Raw genomic sequence first — 20,393 nt, 5'->3', positions numbered from 1 at the left:
AAGGGTTCCTCTCGCTAGAAGGTGACGTGGAAGCTGAAGTGGGCCGGATCCAGGATCGAACTGACCTGTTCGACCGGAAGTCCCTGGCGGTCGCGGGTGACCCGGAGCGCGTGCAGGTAGACGGTGCCGGGTTCGGTTTGAAACAGTGCCGCATCGGCCGCGTCCAGCGGGGAGGCCTGCAGCCACTGTTCACCCGAGTGGACCTCCAGCCCCGCGGCCACCATGGTTTGTGAGAGCGAGCCACCCGCCAGTTCGCGGTCTCGAACTAACTCTTCCAACCGGCGGTTGGAGCTGACCCGGCTGCGCTCCAGGGAGATGGGGGTGCCGTCGTCCAGTCGCCGAAGCCGGTCCACCGCGAGGAAGCGCGAGCTGGCCGCACCCAGGTGAATGGCCAGGACCGGATCGTTGATCACTTCTAGGCGGAGCAGCTCGACCCGGGTGGCAACCCCGAGGTCCAGCAGGGCCTGGGCCCAGCCCGGGGACTCTTGCAGGGGGCGACCCTCATAGGTAACGAACGATCCCCGGCCCTTTTCGGTCCGGATGTAACCCCAAGCCGCCAGCTCTTCAAGCGCGCGCCGGACCGTCCCCCGTGAAACCGCGAGTTGTTGGGCTAGCTCCACTTCGCCTTCCAGTCGATCCCCGGCTTTCAGTTCGCCCTGTTCAATCGAATCTTTCAGGGCGGAAGCAACCAACTGGTGTTTGAGGGGGCGTCCGCCCGGGCCAAGTTCAACCGAAACATCATCATCTTTGACTGACATAGGACAAGGTTAACATGCTTGTCTATAACCTGTCTAGTACCTGTACAGTTAGACACGAGGTCGGTTAGTCCGAGGGCGAGAGGTCCTCCAGTGAGCCGAACAGGTACCGATCCAGGGTCGGAGAGATGAGGACGGCCAGCTCCGTCGGAGACATGGTCGACACCGGTGGAACCTGAACGACGTAGCGAGTCATCACCAGTCCCAGCATCTGCGCGCCGGCCAAAGTCACGCGCAGCTCCGGATCAGGTCCGGGAAGAAGCGGCATCATCTGGCCCTTAATCTGGGTGGAAATAAAGCGTAGAAACAACTGCCTGGATTCCTCATCGCTGCCCAGACCGCGAATTAGGCCGACAAAGACCGGTCCCAGGCCGGGCTGATCCAGAGTGGACAGCAGGGACAGCAGGAACAGCTGGGTGAATGAGCTCCCCTCGGGCCGCTCGCGCCAGGCCAGGAGTTCGGGTGCTCCCACCTGTTCAAAAGCCTCTTGGAGCAGGTGACTGAACAGGTCTTCTTTGGACCCGAAGTAATAGTGCACCAGCTTGGCATCCACGCCGGCGCGCGCTCCAATCCGCCTGATGGTCGCCCGCTGAAAGCCCTCTTCTCCGAAGACTTCCCGGGCCGCTCGCAAGATGTCCTCACGGCTATCCCCCGCCCCCGGGCGCCGACCCCGCCGAACAGGCGCCGGGTCGTCTTGGTTTGGACCCGCCATTCGCTCCCCCTGTCGGCAAAAACTTCCTGTTGCCAACTTACCGAAGTTTCCGCGCGGACACGACCGGTCCGCTAAACTGATTTCAACATCCGATGAAATCCAGGAGGGCTCCGATGCGAGCACTGATTTTCAAAGAGTTTCGCGAGCTAGCCCGCGACCATCGAACCCTGGGGCTCCTGATCGCCCTCCCAATTGTCCTGCTGGTTATTTTCGGCTACGCCGCCAACTTCTCCGTCGCGAAGGTGGACACGGTGGTGATCGGCCCGGGAGCAGAGGAACTGGCCGAACGGATTGGAACTTTTCCCACCGGTGCGGATCAGCTCAACCTGGTCGGGGTTCACCCCGAAACGAGCGGCGAGCAGGCCGAGACCCTCCTGCGTGACCAAGAAGCCAACCTGGTGCTGGTGGCTAAGGGACTGTCAACCGACTCGTCCTCAGAGGCTCCCTTGACCGACCAGATGAGTGCGTACACTGATGGCTCCAGCCTGTTCGCTGCCCAGGCGGCCCAGCGCGCCGTGATGCAACTGGCTATTGAGGACACGCAGGCTCGGGCAGAGGCAGCGCAGGCCCAGGTGGAGCAGGCCCGCGCACAGGCCGCAGAGCAGCAGGAACAGTTCACCCGGTTCGCGTCAGACCTAAAGGCCTACCTGCAGGGTCTCCAGCAGGCGCAACTCACCGGTGGCCCAATCCCGACCCCGCCCACCGCTCCGGCGCAGGTGGCGGCGCCCTCCCTGCCGGAGCTGAGCGCCCCCGACCTGTCCCCCGACGACTTGGTCACCGTCCTGTTCAACCCGGACCTGAAGACGTCCACGGTGATGATCCCGGGTCTGATTGGACTAATTCTGCTGTTTATCGGTGCGGTGATCACCTCCATCGGCCTGGTGCGCGAGCGGGAAGCCGGCACCTTGGAGCAACTGGCAGTGATGCCACTGCGTCCTTCGGCCATCATCCTGGGCAAGATCACTCCCTACTTCCTGCTCTCCATCTTCGACCTGGTGGTGATCACCGCCCTGGGGGTGTGGATCTTCCAAGTTCCCTTTGTCGGACCGCTCTGGCTCTTCGGACTAACCGGCTTCGTCTACCTGTTCGTGGTCCTGGGCATCGGGGTGCTGGTGTCGTCGTTCTCGCAGACCACCGGTCAGGCCATTCAGATGGCAATCATGTTTGCCGTGCCGCAAGTGCTGCTTTCCGGCCTGATCTTCCCACTTTCGTCCATGCCGATCGGCGTCCGTTGGATTGGCTACCTGCTGCCCCTCACCTGGTATCGGGAAGTTGCCATGGGCGTGATGCTGCGCGGTGCCGGCGTCTCCAGCCTCTGGCTGCCGCTGCTGATCCTAACCGGGATGGCGGTGGTGATCTTCACGGGTGCGACAGCGCGGATGCACTACGCCCTCACGCACGGGGGCACCCGCTGATGGTGGCTTTGACAGATGTGAGCGTCAGGTTCGGGAACCAACTGGCCCTCGACCGGTTTACCGGCGAGTTTCCAGCCGGACAGATCACCGCCCTTGCCGGCGGTGACGGAGCGGGAAAGTCCACCCTGCTCCGTGCCCTGGCCGGCCGGATCGAAGGCGTTACCAGTCCGGTCCCCCGTGCCCGATTGGGATATCAGCCGGCCACTGCCGGCTCGTGGGCAGCCCTATCGGTGCTTCAAAACCTGGAGTTCGTCGCCCGGGCCTACGGCGTTCAGACCAGGGATCGGCTCCCGGAGCTTTTGCATCAGGCCGACCTGTGGGAGGCGCGCCACCGGATGGCCGGACGCCTCTCCGGAGGGATGCGGCAGAAGCTGGCATTTCTAATGGCCACCGTTCATCGTCCGGACCTGGTGCTGCTGGATGAACCCACGACCGGGGTCGACCCGGTCAGCCGCGGCAAGCTGTGGGAGCTGATCTCAGCCGCCGCAGCCGAGGGGGCCGCCGTCGTGCTCGCCACCACCTATCTGGACGAGGCGGAGCGGGCCGGTCGACTGTTTTTCCTCGCTGACGGAACCACCCTCGCACACGGCGCCCCGGACGAGGTGCTGGCAGCCATGCCCGGTCACCTCTGGCGCCAAACCAACCCCGATCACACCACCCCGGCTCGGACCCATCAGTGGCAGCGCGGCCGGGAACTGTACCGGTGGACGTCGGCCGAAGAGTCGGCTGCCCCCAAGGGCTTTCGGACCGCCCAGCCGGATCTGGAGAACGCCAGCATCGCATTCCAACTGGCCGCCGACACGAGGGAAACCCCCGCCGTCGACCAACTGCAGACTTGGCGCTCCCGGCCCAGCGGCGCCGTCCTGGTGGAGACCGACCAGGTCCAGCGCCACTACGGGCCGGTGAAGGCGGTCGACGGGGTGAGCATGTCGGTGCGCGCCGGTGAGATTGTTGGGCTGTTGGGTGGCAACGGGGCCGGGAAGACCACTCTGATGCGGGTTCTGCTCGGGTTGGAGCGACCCACCGCCGGGCAGTGCTCCGTCTTTGGTGGCAACCCCGACCGGAAGACCAGACGGCGGATCGGCTACGTGGCTCAGGGCTTGGGCCTGTATCCGAATCTGAGCGCGGTCGAGAACCTGCGCTTTGCCACCAGGGTGCAGCAGGTGGACGCCTCGCCCGGGGCGCTGGAGTTGGCTCAGACCTACGGGTCAACTCCGGTTGGGCAATTGGCCCTGGGGACCAGACGGGTACTCGCCTACCTGTGCGCCACCCAGCACCAGCCGGAACTGCTGATCCTGGACGAGCCCACTTCGGGAATGGATCCGCTGGCCCGAGCCCAACTGTGGCAGGCTATCCGGGCGGCATCGGAGGCCGGCACCGGGATCCTGGTGACCACGCACTACATGCAGGAGGCGAGCCAGTGCGACCACCTGGTGATGCTCGCCTCGGGCCGGGTGGTGGCGGAAGGCAGCGCCGAACAGATCGCTGCCCAACACTGCTCCGTCCAGGTTCGAACTGACGATTGGCCCGCTGCTTTTGGGCTGCTGCGCCAAGCTGGCCTTCCCTCTCTGCTCGACGGCCGATTGTTGCGCCTACCCGGGGCAGACCGGGCCCAGGTGGAGGAAATCCTGGGTGGCCTCACCTCGGCGGTGGAGGTCAGCGAAGGACCCGCTACCCTGGAAGAGACCATGATGCTGGGTTAAGATTTCGGTTCGGCTTCCGCCGGATCGTCCGTCTGCGTGGGCGCCGGGGGCAGGAACGGGAGCTTGATCGGCCCCTGGTCGTCCCACCAGCGGAGGAAGTAGACTCCCGGAACCGCCACCGCCACCCCGAGAGCCGTGAAAACGATCCGCTGCAGCGCGAAGTCGGTGGCGTGCCCGGTGTCCCCCAGGGTGACCAACACGAGCAGGGTCGGGGTCATGGCCAGAGCCTGCAGCAGGTAGTTGCGGCCCTGCATGAATGCCACCGTCAAGCACAGGCCCACGATTCCGAGGGCCAACAGGGCGTCGTGGGGTAGGTACCGGAAGGTGACCAGGGCGATCACGCCCCCAATCATGGTCCCGGTTAGCCGTCCCTCCAGGGAACTCATCCGCTGTCCGGGAACCGGTCTGAGCGCCATCATCAAAGTCAGCGGAGCCCAGTAGCCGTGCTGCCAGTGCCCCTTCATCGCGACGAAGATCAGGATGGCTCCGAGAGTCCCAAGGACAAGCCCGTGCTTGATAGAGATGTCCTGTCCCACCGTCACCGGCGGCGTGTGAATGCGGAGCAGGCGCGAGATCACCACGCCGGTGGTTCCCCCGGCCACCACCCACAGGGCGGCCTCATCCCAGTTGAGGTGGATGGGGCCGGGCCCAAAGAAGATCACCATGGCCGGGGCGAGGGTGAGGACCCCGGTGGCGCGATAGTTCGTCACTCCCTGCAGGAGCGCGGCAACAAAGATCAGGGCCGCTGCCCCGAGCGGGTCCTTCCCGACCACGGTGGAGAGGGCGGCCAGGATGGCCCCGACGGTAATGATGGCGGCGGCCTGCAAGTTGGAGACCACCCGGGCAAACATCATCGAGTAGAGGATCGCCATCCCGTACGGCAGGGCCCGCTCCAACCCGAAGAAATGACCCACAATTGTGGCGGGAATCAGCACGCTGGTCAAAAGGATGACGGTGCCTTTGATCCGCTGTTTCAGGCCGGGGGTGAGGAACTGTTTGCCTTTCACAATGGCTGCCCACCCGGTGCCGATCCCACCTGAGGTGAACCCGACTCAGGGAGTGGGTCCCATTGAGTCCATGGCTGTCGTCTCAGATTCACAGCGTCCTCCCCAGCCTCACCAGTCCAAGCTAGGTGATAGTAACGCGATTTCTAGACGGTCGCCAAGAGATACGTTCAAGTTAAGGCATCTTCTGGGACCCAGGTCTACCGGTCCTGTCCCATTCATCAAGAAAGAAAGTCTTGAGAAAAGCCGCGCCAGATCATCAGATCGACTAATGAAATCGGGTGGGGCGAGTCCCTTTAGCGACCCGCCCCACCCGTTCAGTAACTAGGCATTGCGCCGGCGCGACCACACGGTGGTGCCAGCTCCCAGTCCAAGCAGACCCAGTGCCGCCAGCCCGAGCCAAAGGCCGCTCGCCCCGGTTTGGGCCAGGTCCTTATTCTCGGAGTCTTTTGGCTTGTCCTCCGGTTTCTCGTCCGGGTCCGGCGTCGGGCTGGGTTCTGGTTCCGGGTCGGGATCGACATCCACCGGCACCCACTGGGCGAACACAGTGGTGGTACCGCCCCCAAAGTACGCGCTCTCCCCCACGCTGAAATGGGTCGAAGTTCCATCTGCAGCCAGATTCCAGCCATTGAAGGTGTAGTCGGCGGCCTCGAACTCGTTGGCGGGGATCAGCACCGGAAAACCGGTTCGCCCCGTCACCGCCGCCACAGACCCGGTCGCATCTGGGTGATTAGCGTCAAATTCAACGGTGGTATGCCGCTGCAAGACATAGGTTCCTGCTTCGCGCACATCCTGGGTCCGGGTGAGCAGATCGGAACTAGTCCCCTCCCAGGAAGACTCACGCGGCTCGTCCACCGTTCCGGATCCAATTTCCACCCAATTGCCGGTGAACACGTCGTCAGCGGCCAAGTCACGCAGGTCGCTAAACAGGGACAGGACGGTGTTCTCTCCCAGAATCAGGGTGCTGACCGCGGAATTCTGCAACATCAGTGAGCTACTGAAGATGTGCCGGGTATCCCACCCCGACAGGTCCAGAGTCTCCAGAGACGGGGTGTTGGCCGCCATCGAGGCCAGGTCGGTCACGTTAGATAGGTCCCAACCCGCCAGGTTCAGTGAGCGCAACGACGCCATCTCAGAGAAGGTGCCGCTGAGGGAATAGTTCTGAGCCGGGTTCCAGTTGGAGAGATCTAGTTCTTCTAGTGAGTTTGCATGCAGGAACGTGATGTTCATCGATTGGACCTGGCCGACATTCCAATTGGAGATATCGAGGTCGACAAGAGCTTCGCAAGCCGCAAAGGTAGCGAAGAGAGAAGTCACGTTGGAGGTGTTCCAAGTGGAGACATCCAATGAAGTGAGCGCGAAGCTGCCCGCAAAGGTGAAGCTCAAATCCTGCAGACTGGAGGTGTCCCAGCTGGACAGGTCGAGCGTCTGCAGCGCAAGCAGGCTGGAGAAGGCGTTGGCGAGAGTCCGAACCTGGCTGGCATCGACGTTCTCCAACCCTTCAAACTCAGTCACCAAGTACATGTTTTGGAACAGTCCCGAGCTATTCTCGGCCAAAATGGTCGGATCCGGACCGGTAAAGACGACCTTGGTGATGTCGTCACTGTAAACGCGCCAACCCTGTGACATGTCCATTTGGTCGAACAGGTGCCCGGGGCCAATCTCAAGGACCCCGGCCTCATCGATCTGCCAGCTCACCTCACCCCACACGCCAGAGACCCCGCCCACGGGAATCGAGGCGGGAGCGATTGGTTGGGCAGGTGCACCTGGTACCTCAACGGCCGGGCCGGATTGGGGTGGTTCTTCACCCGCTGCCAGCGCACTGGTAGTTCCGGCAAGCGCCAAGGCGCCGCACAGGGCTCCGGCGGCGACTACCTTGGTTTTCCTGAAAGTCTGCTTCACGAGTTATCCTCTGTATTCCTGGTGGGATGACCTGGCATGGGTATGCCAATGCTGAGGTTAATCCGGTTCGCTGCGGCTGCGGGTTCGGTTTAGTCATGTAAGTGGACTAAGCACCTGGTTCCAGTGTTGGTGCCGGTCAACTCAGTGTCTGGGCTCTGAGCAAGGTTCAGCGTGCACTGAGCCGAGTGCGCAAACACTGAAGCGGGAGCCACCAGACAGAGTCGGTGGCCCCCAAATGGGATGGTGACAGTTAGCCCAGAATGTCTCTTCGCGACAGGACGAACACGCCGCCCACAATCAGCAGTGCGGACAGGCCCCAAAGGAGGGCCAATCCACCCCAGTCAAACCCGTTGGACAGCGGCTGTTGACTAAACGCCCAATCGTAAGGAGAGAGGTACTTCATCCACTCGAGCGACTCGGAGTTTTTGGCCAGTGCCTGCAGTAGGTACCCCACCACTCCCACTGCCGCACCCGCTCCGATCGCCCAGGTTCGCCGACCGGAAGCCAGCCCGACAAAAAACGCCCCCGCGCCCGCAATCAGACCAAGTCCCACCCAAGCCAGGACGACAGCCGCCAGGTTGCCGGCTTCCAGCTCCAACCCGGCGGGTCCCCCAACTAGCCAGATCAAGATCCCGGCCAGGACCCCGATCAGTACCAGCCGGGACAGCAGTGCCAAGGAGCTTTCCATCCCGTACTGCACCCGGCTGACGCCATGAGCCAGGGTCAGCTCCAACTCGCCCGACTCTTCAGCGCCGCCGGTGACGCTGGCTGCCCAGGCAATCGCGGCAACAGTGAGCAGCAGGAAGCCCATCAGGCCAAAGAACGTGGACTGCGTGTAGCCGGCCCCGGTGCTGATCTGGTCGTAGCCAATCGTCTGCACCAGCTGTTTGGGAAGGGAGTCAAGCAGTGACACTAGCTCCGGCGAACTCATCGACGGGTACAGCGGCAGGTAAAGCAAAATGAGCGCGGCAAACCCTACCAGCCAGGCGAGGAACGAGCGCCAACCGTCAACCATCATTCCGCGGTAAATGGGCATCACTGTCCCTCCCCTTCCGGCGCGTACAAGCTGAGCACCGACTCTTCTAGGTCGGGTTCCTCTACCGTCAGGTCCCGGACGGTTCCAGCGGTCAGGGTGCGAACCAACGGGTCGATTTCGCCTCGCCAGGTGAGAGACACCCGCACCTGCTCCGCGTCGGGCGCCAGCAACAGCTCAGTCACTTCGGGAAGTGATCCCAATGCCTCCCGGATGTCAGCCTCGTTCCACCCGGTGACGGTGGCCCGCACCCGACGAATACTTGCCAGGCGCAACGATGCGACCGGGCCTTCGGCCACGATCTTCCCCTCGGAGAGAACGGCCACCTGATCGGCCGCCTGCTGGATCTCGCTGAGGACGTGGGAGCTGAGCAGCACCGTTTGACCGGCCGAGCGTGCCTCCCTCACCAGGCCCAGGAACTCCCGTTGAACGAGGGGGTCCAACCCGGAGGTGGGTTCATCTAGCACCAGGAGCTTAGGTTGGTGCATAAAGGCTTGAATCAAACCGAGCTTCTGTTTGTTCCCCTTGGACAGGGTTCGGACCGGCCGGCTCAGGTCAGCCCCCAGCCGCTCAGCCAACTGCTCAATGGCTCCCGGTGGGACCGGTCCGGAAATCTGAGCCAGGCGCTCAAGCAGGTCGCGGCCGCGCAGACGTCCCTGCAAGCGCAGCTCACCGGGAACGTATCCGATCTGCTGGCGCAGCCGGGCCCCGCCCACACGGGGATCCGCCCCCAGCACGCTGACCTTGCCCGCGGTCGGGCGGATAATGTCCAAGAGGATCCGGAGAGTGGTCGTCTTTCCCGCCCCATTGGGGCCGATCAGGCCGAAGACACTCCCCTCTTCCACCTTTAGGTCGAGGCTTTCCAGGGCCGGATGCTGGCCGTATCGTTTATGAAGACCCCAGGTTTGAATCACCGCAGACATTAGGAATCCTTCCACCGGGGCCTTTGACCGGTCTGCCCATCAAGTCAGTACCGCTACGTATGGTACTCCTTGGGTCCGCGTCCGGAGCAGACACGCCGCTGACCAGGGCGAACGTCGCGGTCAGTTCCTGCCCGCATCCCTGACGGTCGACTCGCGCACCCGCAGTCGATGGCTGACCAGGTTGTCGCTTCCCTGATGCCGACCTGACTGCAGCATTTCCGCCAGGGACTGAACTGCCAGGCGGGCGATCTCCTCTTTGTCCGGGGCAATGGTGGTCAGGGACGGAATCAGGTATTTCGCTTCTCTCGTGTCGTCCCAGCCGGCGACCAACACGTCGGCTGGCACCCGGTAACCGGCGTCGGCCAGGGCTCGCATCACCCCGGAGGCGACAATGTCGTTCATGCAGAGGATGGCGTCCGGCGGTCGGTGCTGGCCCAGCCAGCTGCGGAGCGCCCGGAATCCGCCCTTGTAGGTCCACTGGCAATCGATGCTGGTCCAGGCGTCGGACGTCACCCCCAACGCGGCCAGTCCCGCAAGGAACCCACCCAACCGTTCCTGGCCGGGCCCCTCGGTCATGGTTGTGGTGGTGGAACCAACGAACAGGAACGTGCGGGCACCCTGGTCGTAGACATGTCGGGTCAGTTCGCGACCGGCCCGGTACCCGTCGATTTGGAAGTGCGGGCGGCCGGCGCCGCTGATCCGCTCGCCAATTAGGACCAGCGGGATCGGGGCACCCAGCTGCCGGATGTCCTCTTCCCCCAGTTCAATTGAGGACAGGATCAGGCCGTCGATCAGGTTCGCATTGAAGCCCTTTAAGACCTGCAACTCCTTTTCCAGCGCTCCCTCGGTCTCCGCCACCACCAGTGTGAAGCCGCGACGTTCGGCCTCCGCCTGCACCAGGTGGGCGATTTCGCCGAAGTAAGGCCAGGAAATGTTCGGCACAGCCAGGGCAATAATCTTCGTCCGACCGGCCCGGAGGCTTTGCGCGGCCACATTGGGCCGGTAGCCGAGCTCTTCAATCGCGTCGAGAACCCGCTGACGGGTGTCCGGGGAGACGTGGACGTAGTTGTTCACCACGTTGGAAACAGTTCGTTGAGAGACCCGTGCTCTCTTCGCAACATCGCGCATGGTTGCCGGTCGGCCCATGAGACCTCCTGCCCAAAATCACCCTGGATAGACAACTGACCCTAACACGAGTGGCACCTGTCCAGGTTAAGACCTAGACAGGTGCCCTCGCCAATGGTCAGCCTAGTTTGACACGATCCCTGACACGCGAGCTTGGAGGTCGCTCAGGGTGGAGTCGATCGGCTGGCCATTCAACCAGGTCGCCTCAATTCCCTCCTGGATCGCCGCGTCCACCGCCGGCCACTGGACGATCCGAGGCGGCAAGGTGCCGTAGTTCTTGGCCGTCTCCAGGTACTGATCGCGGTGGGGAGCAGCCAGGTATTCCTCAGATTCGAGGGCCTTTTGCGAGGCCGGCATATGCCCGGTCTTGATCGCCCAGTCGGCAGTGTGTTCGTTGTAGAACTTAGCCAACTCGAACGCGGCTCGATACTGGACCGGGTCGGCCGAGTCCTGCACCGGCACCACCCAGGTGTGCGAGTTAGCCCAGGTTGCGGGCTGGTCGAACAGCATCGGAGCGTCGGCCACCTGGTAGTCGAACGGAGCCTCCGCATCGAACTGGTTCACCGCCCAGGATCCGTTGTACATAATGGCGGAATCTCCGCGCAGGAATGCTTGCACCGATCCGTCGTAATCGTGGGTGGAATCGGTGTAACCTTCCTGGGCCAGGGTGTTGATTACCTCCAACGCCTGCTTGGCCGCATCACTGTCCATCTCGGCTTCGCCGGTTTCCAGGTTGATCAGTTCGCCGCCCTGCTGGTAGATCATTGCTTCCCAGAATCGGCTGCCCATCGGATCGCCGGTCAGAGCAATGTCCAGGTAAGTTTTCCCGGTCTTCTCCTTGACTGCCTTCGCATCCGCGTACAATTCTTCCACGGAAGTGGGCATCTGATAGGTGCCATCGGCGTCCACCAGCCCAGCCTCGTTCAGGATGTCCATGTTCAGGTGGGAGACGATGGCGTGGGAGTCGAACGGGACCGCGTACTGCTTCCCGTCGAACTCGGTGGCGGCGCTGGCAGCGGCGGTGAAGTCGGCGGGGTCGACCCCAAGGTCGGCAGGCACCTCGACCAGCAGCCCACGATCCGCATATTCGGGCAGGTTGGAGCCATGCATGACCGCCAGGTCGGGGCGATCCGAGCTGGCCATGGCCGCGTTCAACCCGTCGTAATACGAGTGCCAGGCCGCGCCACCCATCCGCTCAACTTTGATCCCCCAGGGGTTTTCCGCCTCGAACTTATTGGTGAGAATCTGGATTGCCTCGCACTCGGTGGTGGCTTTGTCGAGATCGGTGACCCCTTCGGTGGTTTCCTGACAGTCCCCGAAGAATCGGGCGAGGCGGATAGTCGCCCCCTGGAGCTGGTCGTCTTCCACCGCCATGATGTCGACGGGGGCAGCCGAGTCACCCGAGGCGGCACCGCTCTCGGACTCTGAGCTCCCGCTGACACCACATCCGGTCAGGGTGAGGCCAACGGTGACGCTCAGCGCCGCCAATAGGCCTAGATTTCGGTTTTTCATTGGTTTCTCTCCTTTTTTTGGTTCTGCTTTACTTCTCTCCCGAGGACATAGTGATGCCTCGGATCAGGTACTTCTGGAAGAAAATGAATAAGAGTAGGAGCGGGAGGGCTCCGACTATGCCCCGGGCCATCAGGGAGCCCAACTCGGTCGACTGGGCGAAGGTCCCCTGCAACGAGGCAAGCCCGGTCGTGATGGTGAACATTTCTGGCTTCGTCGAGGACACGAGCGGCCAGAGGTAGTCATTCCACGTCTGGACGAAAGAGAACGTCGCCAGGGCGATGAGGGCGGGCCGGGCCAACGGCAACATGATCGAATAGAAGATGCGCCACGACGATGCGCCATCCATCCGGGCCGCCTCCTGTATCTCGTCGGGCACCTGGGCGAAGAACTGCGTCATGATGAACACACCCAGGGGGAAGGCGATTCTGGGCAGAATCAGACCGGCAAAACTGTTGTGGAGGCCCAACTCGCCAAACATGATGAACAGCGGGATAAACATCCCCTCTTTCGGCACCATCATCCCGGCCAGAGTCAGGGCGTAAACCAGCATCCGGCCCGGGAAAGACAGCTTCGCGAAGGCGTAGCCGGCCGTGGCGCAGACAAAGACGGTAATCACCGTGGCCACCACCGAAACCACCACAGAGTTGAGGAACCACTGGCCAGTCATCCCGGTCCGGAACACATCCAGGTAGTTCGACAGGGTCAGTCCCTGGGGCCACAGGGACTGCGAGTTGGTCTTGAGCATCGAGTTTGGGGTCAGTGACAGCGACAGGGTCCAAAGCATCGGCAGGGACCACAGAGCCACAAAGATGAACATCGGGAGGTGGTAGCGCCCGGTGCGGACCGTGCTTGCCACGTTTGTCTTCCGGGCCATGTCAGCTCTTCCTTTCTCGAGACATCAGGAACTGAATTAGGGAGACCAGGACCATGACGACAAAGAGGAACAGCGACATGGCTGAGGCGTACCCCAGTTGGGCGTCCCTAAATCCGGTCTGGTAGATGTAGCGGACGAGCACGTCGGTCACTCCCCCGGGTCCGCCATTGGTCATGATGTTGACCTGACCGAAGATCTGGAAGGAGGCAATTACCTGCGTGACCACCACCAGCAAAGTGGCGTGTTTCAGGCCCGGGAGGGTGATGCTGACAAACCGACGCCAGGGCCCGGCCCCGTCGAGGGCAGCCGCTTCGTACAGACTTGGATCAATGTCCTGCAACCCGGCCCCAAACAGAACCATGTTGAACCCGACAGTCCACCAAACTGTGGTGACGATGATGGCACCCATGGCAAACCGGGGGTCGGAGAGCCAGGGGATGGCCCCCAGGCCAAAGAACTCGGTGACCCGGGCAATCAGCCCGCGGGACGGGTTCATCAGGTAGCTCCAGATCAGGGTGGCCACCGAAACTGGCAAGACGTAGGGCAGGAACAGGAGCGCCCGGTAAATCCCGGTTCCCCGCCGCCCAGAGTTCAGCGCTAAAGCCAACGCCAGGCCGAGGCCCGCGATAATCGGGGTGGAAATCACGGTGAACAAGACCGTGTTCTTGAAAGCGTTCCAGAAACGCGGGTCGTTCCAGGTTCCGCCTTCACCCGGATGGACTCCGAGGGCCAATGCCAACAGCAGGAGGACTACCACCAGCAGGATTTCGCCGGCCCCGAGGCGGCGGCGACGCCACGCCCAGATCAGCAGCCAGATTCCACCCAGCAGGCAAATCAGTTGCAGCGGCCAGTAGCTGCCGATCCCCCACTGGAGACCAACCCCACCGAGCATGCGCACGTAGTTGTCCATTCCCGTCCATTGCGGGGCTTTGCCGAGGAGGTCCCAATCGAACAGGCTCATCAGCACGGCTTGAACCACCGGGTAGAGAATGAAGGCTCCGTAGACAACTAGAAACGGAATGACGAAGACAAAGTTCCCCAGCCACTGGCGAGCTTTGGTCCAACTGACTCCAACGGTCATGATTCACCTCCCGGACGGGTTTCCTCAGTGATCAGGCGCGGACGGATCTGGTCCCGGTGCCGCTGCGGCTGGTAGATAATCGCGTGCAATTGATCCAGCGGGACTTTGGGTTGGCGGTTCGGCCAGCACAACCCGTTGGCTTCCTGCGCCGTGTCGGTCAGCTGGGTGTAGCAGAATCCCGCCAGCACCGGAGAGTCCCACAGAGCGGAGAACAACTGGTCCAAGCGGTCGGCAAGCTCTGCCGAGTTGGTGGCGACCGAGTATCCCCAGCCGGCCTTTTCCGACAGCGAGACTCCGCCAAACTCGGAGACCAACACCGGGCGATCACCGGCCCAATCCTGGTTCAGGAGGGTGAGCCTTCCCTGCGGGCCCACCCCACCCACCGACCGGGCCACCGCCTCCTGGCTGTGGTAGTTGGCCCGCAGTTCCGAGCCGAACGCCCCGTAGTCGTGTGTGGTCACCAGATCGGTTTCCAGTTGTTCCCACCCGTCGTTGGCACTGACCGGCCGGGTCTGGTCGAGCGCCCTGGTGAGTGACACGACGGCACTGACGAATGCACTTTGTCGGGGATCGGAGGCAATCTCTGGCACTCCCCACGACTCGTTGAACGGCACCCAGGTAACGATGCACGGGTGGGCGCGGTCGCGCAGCACCAGTTCGGTCCACTCGGCGGTAACGGCCCTGACCGCGTCCTCATCGAAGGCATAGGTCGATGGAAATTCGGCCCAAACCATCAGGCCTAACCGGTCCGCCCAGGTGAGATAGCGCCGATCCGCACTACGTTCGTGAATCCGGGCCAAGTTGAAGCCGAGCTCCAACGCCAGTTCGGCATCCCGCTTGAGGGCGGTGGGGCTCGGGGCGGTGAAGTAGGTGTCGGGCCAATACCCCTGGTCCAACACTCCTCGCAGGTACACGGGCAAACGGTTCAGGTGCAGGTACTGCGCGCCCGCTTCGACTGTCCGGAGTCCCACGTAGGACAGGACTCGGTCCTGTCCGCTGGTGGTGGTCAGGGTGAGGTCCAGGTCCAGCAGGTGCGGATGTTCCGGCGACCAAACCCAATCCGTCCAGTCCATTCGGTTCCGCAGCATGGGCAGATCGAACTGTACCTGGGCGAAGAGCCCGCTGACGGCCTGCGTCAAAGAGGCGACCACCTCCGGACCGCGTCGCAGGCGCAGTTCCAGGGTGGAGCCGGAGGGGACGAAGCGGTTGAAGCCGACTGTTCCCCTCAGCGCCCCGCGGACCAGGTCGGTCTCCCACTGGAAATTCTCGACGGTGTGGGTGGGAACCGCTTCGATCCAGACGTCGCGCCAAATTCCGGTAGAGCGGTGGTACCAGATTGAGTCCACCTGGTCCCGCCATGCCTGTTTCCCTCGCGGCTGACTGGGGCTCCGTGAATCCTCACAGCGCACCACCACTTCGACCGCCTGCCGGGTCAGGCGCGGCCACTCCGCCGAGAACGGCGTGTAGCCTCCCTCGTGCGTGATCAGGTGTTGGCCGTTGACCCAGACGTCGGCGCGGTAATCCACCGCTTCAAAGTTCAGGCGCACCCGGTCCGATTCGGTGAGTTGGCGGAGCTGTTCGGCGGTCAGTGTCTTTCGATACCAGACCACTTCCGGAACTTGCTCGGGCTGGTCCCCCCAGACGCCGGAGCTGGGACTACCCGGAGGAAACGGCACCTGAATCACCTCTGCGAATGCCTCGCAGTCGGCGGCGAACCAGGCTTGTTCCAGGCCGCAGTTGTCCGGATCTGCCGCAAACTCCCACGGACCGTTGAGCGGAGCCCAAGCGGACCGAAAGAGCAGCGGCCGGGGGTAATTCTCGTCGCTCCAACTGTGGAGCGGGTCTTCATCGACTGTCATGAAGACATCGTGAGGCAAATTTCTGAAGTTTGCAACGTAGCAAACTGTGATCTAGCCCACAGGATGGACTAAGGCCCACTCCGTCACCTGGGCCTGTGGGCGGTTGCTGCTCACCCAAATGCCCAGTCGATTGTATCCAAACCGAACAGGGGCCGCGCCGACCAGGAAATTAGTCTTGCTGACCTCCGGTCGATTCCCGCACAAGTAACTCGTGGGGCACAAACTCTTTTTCGGGGAAATTCCGCTTCCCGGCTTTTTCTGCGAGTAAATACGCCACCGCTCGGCGGGCCAACTCTGCTTTGTCTAGGCCAATCGTGGTCAAACTGGGGACCATGAAACTTGACTCTCGAGTATTATCCCAGCCGGTGACCAACACGTCGTCCGGCACGCGAATCCCGGCATCCGCCAGAGCTCGAATTGCTCCAATCGCCATGATGTCGTTCATACAGATAACCGCATCGGGAGGCCGATGGTCGGTCAGCCACTCTCGTAGCGCGTCAAAGCCCTCTCGATAGGTCCAACCGCTGGGCAGCATCTCCCAGGTAACTTCGGGTGAGCCCAGGCCCTCCAATCCCGCGACAAAACCGGCTTGACGCGAAAGGCCGGGCCCGCTTGTCATTGGGGTACTGGTAGATCCCTGCAGCAGGAAACTGCGCGCCCCCCGCTGGTACAGGTGCTCGACCAGGTCCTGGGCGGCGCGGTTGACATCGGCCAGAAGGTTTGGCCGGCTAGCCCCCGCTTGATGGTGCCCAATCAACACCACGGGGGTTGAGGCCGGCAGATCTCGAAGGTCCTCTGCGCGAAGGCGAACGGCCGAGAAGATGATGCCATCGATCAGATTGGAGCCGAATAGGTTTAGGACTTGCTGTTCCTTTTCTAGTTCCGCGTCAGTTTCGAGCATTAATACCGTGAGACCATTAGCTCTGGCCTCGGTCTGAACTGCGTGAGCTATTTCCCCGTAGTAGGGCCAAGCTACATTGGGAACGGCCAGGGCGATAATTTTGGTTTGCCCGGTCCGCAAACCCTGCGCAATCACATTTGGGCGATAGCCCAGCTCTTTGATGGCGCGCAGCACTTTTTGACGAGTTTTCTCCGAGACATAGACATGGTTGTTGACCACGTTGGAGACGGTCCGCTGGGACACTCCTGCCCGTTTGGCGACGTCGTTCATGGTGGCCGGTCGTCGGTTCAAGGTCCGTTCACTTCCCCCACATGCGCATCGGTGCAATTCATGTCAACTAGTTGACAGTAACACGGACAATCGATCCTCAGTTAGACCCCCAGGTCCAGGCGGGACCAGTCCTCCAGGTCTCGCAGCAGTTGGCGATCGTGAGTCGACAGGACCACGGCTGCTTCCGTGCGTAGGAGCGCCTGAGTGAGTTGGTCAACCAGGGCCAGAGATAGGTGGTTGGTGGGCTCGTCCAAGATCAGCAAGTCTGGCCGACCCGACAGAGCCAGGGCCAGCTCGAATCTTCGTTGCTGTCCCATCGACATCTCCCCGATCCGCTTATCCGCTTCCTCCGGCTCCAACAGGCCAAACGATTCCAGGGGCCACAACTCTTGACCGGTCAGCCCTTCCCGAACTTCTAGTCGATCCAGATGCTCCGCGTAGACGTCGTTAGCAAACCTGTCCTTCGGCAGTTCTGTTTCCTGTCGGAGGTACGCAATGCGTGCAGATTGCGAGCGCAGCACTGTGCCTGAAGTGGGGGGCAGTTCACCGGCCAGGACCGACAGTAAGGTGGACTTCCCTGCCCCATTGGGGCCGATCACCAGGAGTCGGGTGCCGCTCCAAATTGAAAGTGAGACTGCCTGCCTCAGCCGGTCCGAGACCTGGACCTGTTGGGCGGTGAGCAAGCCCTCCTGAGTTCGCGCCGGTAGGTCGGGAAAGCAGAGCGGTTTCGGAGGCCGTGGAACGTCCAGCGCCACCGCAGCCAGTGCTTCTTGACGCCGGTGCACGCTTTGAACCAGGCCCGGAGCTCGGGTAGCCCGCTGGTGTTTGCCGGTCCCTTTCGGTGGGCGCCAGCCGGTGACCAGGCGGTCCTGGGCGGTTTGGAGGTCGGCGGCGAGGCGCGTGCGTTCCTCCTCCTGACTCCGATAGGCCTGCTCCCACCGATCCCAAGCGGCCCGGCGCCCCTCGCGATACCCCTGGTAACCTCCCCCGTACAGGCGAGGCCGGCCATCCTCAGTCGGGTCCAAGTCCAAGAAGGTATCCGCCACGTCTGACAGCAGCGCCCGATCGTGGCTGACCAGGACCACCCCTCCTGCCCGATCCTTCAGGCGCCCGGTGAGGAACTCGAGCCCATCCCGATCCAAGTGATTGGTCGGCTCGTCCAGCAGCAAGAAGTCGGCGGTCCCACCAAGCAGACAGGCCAGCCGCACCCGATAGCGTTGACCCACGGAAAGGGTGGCCAATGGTCGGTCCCAGTCCTGCTCCGCCTCGAGTGCAGCCAGCGCCACCTCCAGGCGCCTCCGAGCATCCCAGGCGTCCAGCTCCTCGGCCCGGTCTAAGGCACGCGCATAGCGATCCTCAGCAGCCGGGGACGAGTCAGCCAGACCTAATGCCGCCTGATCCAGCTCAGCCAGGGCGGCCTGGGCCTCCCGCATGGCATCGGCCACCGCCTCGCCCACAGTGCGGCCGTCAGCAGTGGACAGTTCCTGCTCAGCCAAAGCCAAGGTGCCGACCCGGCTGAGCGTTCCCTCGTCCAGCGGCAACAAACCGGCCAGGATCCGGAGCAACGTGGTTTTTCCCCGGCCGTTCTCGCCGACGACGGCCAGTCGAGTCGATGGATTTACGGTCAGGTCGACGCCGCTGAGAACCCGGGTGCTTCCCCGGGTGACACCGGCTCCAGTCAGGACGATTTGGGCGCGCGAACGCGCAGAGTGAATAGCAGACATGTTTCCTCCGAAAGGAACGCGCCATCAAGCGCAAAAGGGGCAAATGTGGGAACGGAGGCACGGCACAAGACCGCCACCTCGGATAGTCTCAACGAGTGCGGTCCGGCCGTTCAACTGCTACATGAAGTAATGCCACATGACGTTCACGATACCGTATACAAAAGTTAGCTGCCAGACTCTGCAGTTCTGCTGACACTGGTGGTAGACGGGCCTGGGGCCGGGTGGCGAAGATAGAGCATAGACCGCAACGGAGCGCATTCAGGCTGGTGCTTTTAGTCAGTCTTGTCGGAGGGTCGGGATAGCCTGGGAAGGAACATTTGGGCAGTATTCCGAGAGGTAGTGGGATGGGTCAGGGTAGGCAGGTTTGGCGGAGGTGGCCGGTGGTGGCCGGGGTGGTTGCCCTGGTGCTGGCACTAGCTGGGGCGGGGGCCGCCTGGGCGGTGGTTTCCCACCAGAACAATGTCAAGATTCAGGCGTGGGCGGATGCTGCCGGAAATTTGGCCGAATTGCTTGACCTAGCTGACGCTGCCCTGGTGCGCGCATCAGAGTTGGACCAGGCAACCGGTGACCTGGGACTGGAAGAGGCACGCCAGGAGTTGAACACGAAGATCGCCGCCTTGAAAGCGGGCGTGAAGGACGCGTTGACGGCTCACCCGGCGATTGAGCGTCGTGTGGCAGACCAGAGCGATGCTCAAAGTGGTGCGCAAAGCGGTACCCAGAGTGGCGGGGCAAGCGGCGGGGGGGGCGCGAGGTGTATGTGGTCAACGATGAGCTTCGCCCCCCAGTGGGGGAACTAGAACAGTCCCGCGCGCAGCTGGAGCAAGCCCAAGTTGCTATCGAGGCGGCAACGAGCGACCTTGTAGACGTGACCGGTAGTGTGGCGGGCGAGGTGGCGGCCGTGCGCGAGGAACTGCAAGGCGCGGTTTCGGGTGCGGTGGCTGACTTGCAGGCGCAGGTGGAAGCCGCCGGCAAGGTGTTGACTGACTCAAAAGGTAAGGTCGCTGACGACAAGACCAGAACGGCCCTAGAAGATGCCATTGGGACGGCTAAGTCCCTGGTTGAACAACTCTCTAAGCCCCTCACTGATGTTGACCTGGTTGGGGCTGAGGCTCTGGTTGGGGAACAGGTGAAAGCCTTGCAGGGCGCACAAAAGAAGGTCGATGCGTCGATAGCGCAAAAGAGCGCGGCCGATGCGGCCACCCAAGCCGCGAGCCAAGCCGCCGCCAACAACGGCGGCGGAAGCGGAGCTGGTGAGGGTTGGACTGGCACCTGGGACAGCGACTGGTCGGAGGGCAGCTCCCGGGAAGACTGGACCGGCACCACTGGGAGCAGCGGCAGTGGTGGCGGCTACGTGCCACAATCAGACCGCTGCGATCCCCGCTGGCCGTGTTCCGTGACCGGAGACGATGGGATCACGCACAATCAGATTTGGCCAGACTCGAACGGTAGCTACACCCATGATATGGGAGAACTATAGCGACCATCTTTGAGGCCATGAAGGGCGGAAGCTTTCAAAAGGCCCCTGCCGGCTGCACCCCAACCGGTGTGCGCTCCGATCTCAGTCTGCCTGATCCCCTGCCGCTGGACCCGCCACTAAACA

The 20,393-nt window shown here is 62.6% G+C and carries 17 protein-coding genes; 4 read left to right on the top strand and 13 right to left on the bottom strand.

Translation table 11 applies throughout. The annotated features are described in order from the left end of the window. Positions 1-14: 14 nt before the first annotated feature. Positions 15-758, bottom strand: a complete 744-nt coding sequence (locus SAC06_RS05345) for a GntR family transcriptional regulator (protein WP_350257269.1) — start codon at positions 756-758, stop codon at positions 15-17. A 64-nt stretch (positions 759-822) separates the two neighbouring features. Beyond that, positions 823-1,467, bottom strand: coding sequence for a TetR/AcrR family transcriptional regulator (locus SAC06_RS05340; RefSeq protein ID WP_350257268.1), 645 nt, complete (start codon positions 1,465-1,467; stop codon positions 823-825). A 113-nt stretch (positions 1,468-1,580) separates the two neighbouring features. Between SAC06_RS05340 and SAC06_RS05335 the strand changes: the two genes are divergently transcribed. Together SAC06_RS05335 and SAC06_RS05330 are read left to right on the top strand one after the other, a co-directional pair. Further along, entirely contained in the window at positions 1,581-2,882 is a 1,302-nt protein-coding gene (locus SAC06_RS05335; RefSeq protein WP_350257267.1) for an ABC transporter permease, read from the top strand. Between the two features lie 17 nt (positions 2,883-2,899). Beyond that, positions 2,900-4,585, top strand: a complete 1,686-nt coding sequence (locus tag SAC06_RS05330; RefSeq protein WP_350257266.1) for an ATP-binding cassette domain-containing protein — start codon at positions 2,900-2,902, stop codon at positions 4,583-4,585. Here the strand turns inward: SAC06_RS05330 and SAC06_RS05325 are convergent. From SAC06_RS05325 to SAC06_RS05275, 11 genes are all read right to left on the bottom strand, one after another. Then, positions 4,582-5,592: an FUSC family protein gene (locus SAC06_RS05325; RefSeq protein WP_350257265.1), complete on the bottom strand. Its 1,011-nt coding sequence runs from the start codon at positions 5,590-5,592 to the stop codon at positions 4,582-4,584. The genes SAC06_RS05330 and SAC06_RS05325 overlap by 4 nt on opposite strands. Before the next feature lie 321 nt (positions 5,593-5,913). Continuing rightward, the gene (locus SAC06_RS05320; RefSeq protein WP_350257264.1) at positions 5,914-7,491 is read right to left on the bottom strand and encodes a BspA family leucine-rich repeat surface protein; all 1,578 of its coding nucleotides are present in this window, start codon (positions 7,489-7,491) and stop codon (positions 5,914-5,916) included. A gap of 250 nt (positions 7,492-7,741) precedes the next feature. Next, positions 7,742-8,527 carry an ABC transporter permease subunit gene (locus tag SAC06_RS05315; protein WP_350259157.1) on the bottom strand — a complete coding sequence of 262 codons (786 nt, stop codon included), beginning with the start codon at positions 8,525-8,527 and terminating at the stop codon, positions 7,742-7,744. Further along, the gene (locus tag SAC06_RS05310) at positions 8,527-9,447 is read right to left on the bottom strand and encodes an ABC transporter ATP-binding protein (protein ID WP_350257263.1); all 921 of its coding nucleotides are present in this window, start codon (positions 9,445-9,447) and stop codon (positions 8,527-8,529) included. The genes SAC06_RS05315 and SAC06_RS05310 overlap by 1 nt, the downstream gene beginning before the upstream one ends. A gap of 120 nt (positions 9,448-9,567) precedes the next feature. Next, positions 9,568-10,593 (bottom strand): LacI family DNA-binding transcriptional regulator, encoded by a 1,026-nt coding sequence (locus SAC06_RS05305; RefSeq protein ID WP_350257262.1) that lies wholly within the window; start codon positions 10,591-10,593, stop codon positions 9,568-9,570. Positions 10,594-10,695: 102 nt separating this feature from the next. Then, positions 10,696-12,084 (bottom strand): extracellular solute-binding protein, encoded by a 1,389-nt coding sequence (locus SAC06_RS05300; protein ID WP_350257261.1) that lies wholly within the window; start codon positions 12,082-12,084, stop codon positions 10,696-10,698. Positions 12,085-12,112: 28 nt separating this feature from the next. Then, complete coding sequence (locus SAC06_RS05295; RefSeq protein WP_350257260.1) at positions 12,113-12,958, bottom strand: carbohydrate ABC transporter permease; 846 nt, start codon at positions 12,956-12,958, stop codon at positions 12,113-12,115. Between the two features lies 1 nt (position 12,959). Continuing rightward, the gene (locus SAC06_RS05290; RefSeq protein WP_350257259.1) at positions 12,960-14,039 is read right to left on the bottom strand and encodes a sugar ABC transporter permease; all 1,080 of its coding nucleotides are present in this window, start codon (positions 14,037-14,039) and stop codon (positions 12,960-12,962) included. After that, the gene (locus tag SAC06_RS05285; protein WP_350257258.1) at positions 14,036-15,898 is read right to left on the bottom strand and encodes a glycoside hydrolase family 2 protein; all 1,863 of its coding nucleotides are present in this window, start codon (positions 15,896-15,898) and stop codon (positions 14,036-14,038) included. The genes SAC06_RS05290 and SAC06_RS05285 overlap by 4 nt, the downstream gene beginning before the upstream one ends. A gap of 169 nt (positions 15,899-16,067) precedes the next feature. After that, a complete protein-coding gene (locus tag SAC06_RS05280) occupies positions 16,068-17,090 on the bottom strand; it encodes a LacI family DNA-binding transcriptional regulator (protein WP_350257257.1) in 1,023 nt (340 codons plus the stop codon). 80 nt (positions 17,091-17,170) lie between these two features. Beyond that, entirely contained in the window at positions 17,171-18,793 is a 1,623-nt protein-coding gene (locus tag SAC06_RS05275) for an ABC-F family ATP-binding cassette domain-containing protein (protein WP_350257256.1), read from the bottom strand. A 344-nt stretch (positions 18,794-19,137) separates the two neighbouring features. Here SAC06_RS05275 and SAC06_RS05270 point away from each other — a divergent pair, with 344 nt between their 5' ends. Together SAC06_RS05270 and SAC06_RS05265 are read left to right on the top strand one after the other, a co-directional pair. After that, entirely contained in the window at positions 19,138-19,590 is a 453-nt protein-coding gene (locus tag SAC06_RS05270) for a hypothetical protein (RefSeq protein ID WP_350257255.1), read from the top strand. A 68-nt stretch (positions 19,591-19,658) separates the two neighbouring features. Further along, the gene (locus SAC06_RS05265) at positions 19,659-20,270 is read left to right on the top strand and encodes a hypothetical protein (RefSeq protein ID WP_350257254.1); all 612 of its coding nucleotides are present in this window, start codon (positions 19,659-19,661) and stop codon (positions 20,268-20,270) included. Positions 20,271-20,393 lie beyond the last annotated feature (123 nt).

This window comes from Scrofimicrobium sp. R131, assembly GCF_040256745.1.
In the GTDB taxonomy this organism is placed as follows: domain Bacteria; phylum Actinomycetota; class Actinomycetes; order Actinomycetales; family Actinomycetaceae; genus Scrofimicrobium; species Scrofimicrobium appendicitidis.
This window is presented reverse-complemented; position numbering and strand designations above follow the sequence as displayed.

Coding starts and splice junctions, on each gene's coding strand:
- SAC06_RS05315 (WP_350259157.1), bottom strand. CDS start 8,527: ATGCCCATTTACCGCGGAATGATGGTTGACGGTTGGCGCTCGTTCCTC.
- SAC06_RS05300 (WP_350257261.1), bottom strand. CDS start 12,084: ATGAAAAACCGAAATCTAGGCCTATTGGCGGCGCTGAGCGTCACCGTT.
- SAC06_RS05295 (WP_350257260.1), bottom strand. CDS start 12,958: ATGGCCCGGAAGACAAACGTGGCAAGCACGGTCCGCACCGGGCGCTAC.
- SAC06_RS05340 (WP_350257268.1), bottom strand. CDS start 1,467: ATGGCGGGTCCAAACCAAGACGACCCGGCGCCTGTTCGGCGGGGTCGG.
- SAC06_RS05290 (WP_350257259.1), bottom strand. CDS start 14,039: ATGACCGTTGGAGTCAGTTGGACCAAAGCTCGCCAGTGGCTGGGGAAC.
- SAC06_RS05310 (WP_350257263.1), bottom strand. CDS start 9,447: ATGTCTGCGGTGATTCAAACCTGGGGTCTTCATAAACGATACGGCCAG.
- SAC06_RS05275 (WP_350257256.1), bottom strand. CDS start 18,793: ATGTCTGCTATTCACTCTGCGCGTTCGCGCGCCCAAATCGTCCTGACT.
- SAC06_RS05345 (WP_350257269.1), bottom strand. CDS start 758: ATGTCAGTCAAAGATGATGATGTTTCGGTTGAACTTGGCCCGGGCGGA.
- SAC06_RS05285 (WP_350257258.1), bottom strand. CDS start 15,898: ATGACAGTCGATGAAGACCCGCTCCACAGTTGGAGCGACGAGAATTAC.
- SAC06_RS05335 (WP_350257267.1), top strand. CDS start 1,581: ATGCGAGCACTGATTTTCAAAGAGTTTCGCGAGCTAGCCCGCGACCAT.
- SAC06_RS05305 (WP_350257262.1), bottom strand. CDS start 10,593: ATGGGCCGACCGGCAACCATGCGCGATGTTGCGAAGAGAGCACGGGTC.
- SAC06_RS05270 (WP_350257255.1), top strand. CDS start 19,138: ATGGGTCAGGGTAGGCAGGTTTGGCGGAGGTGGCCGGTGGTGGCCGGG.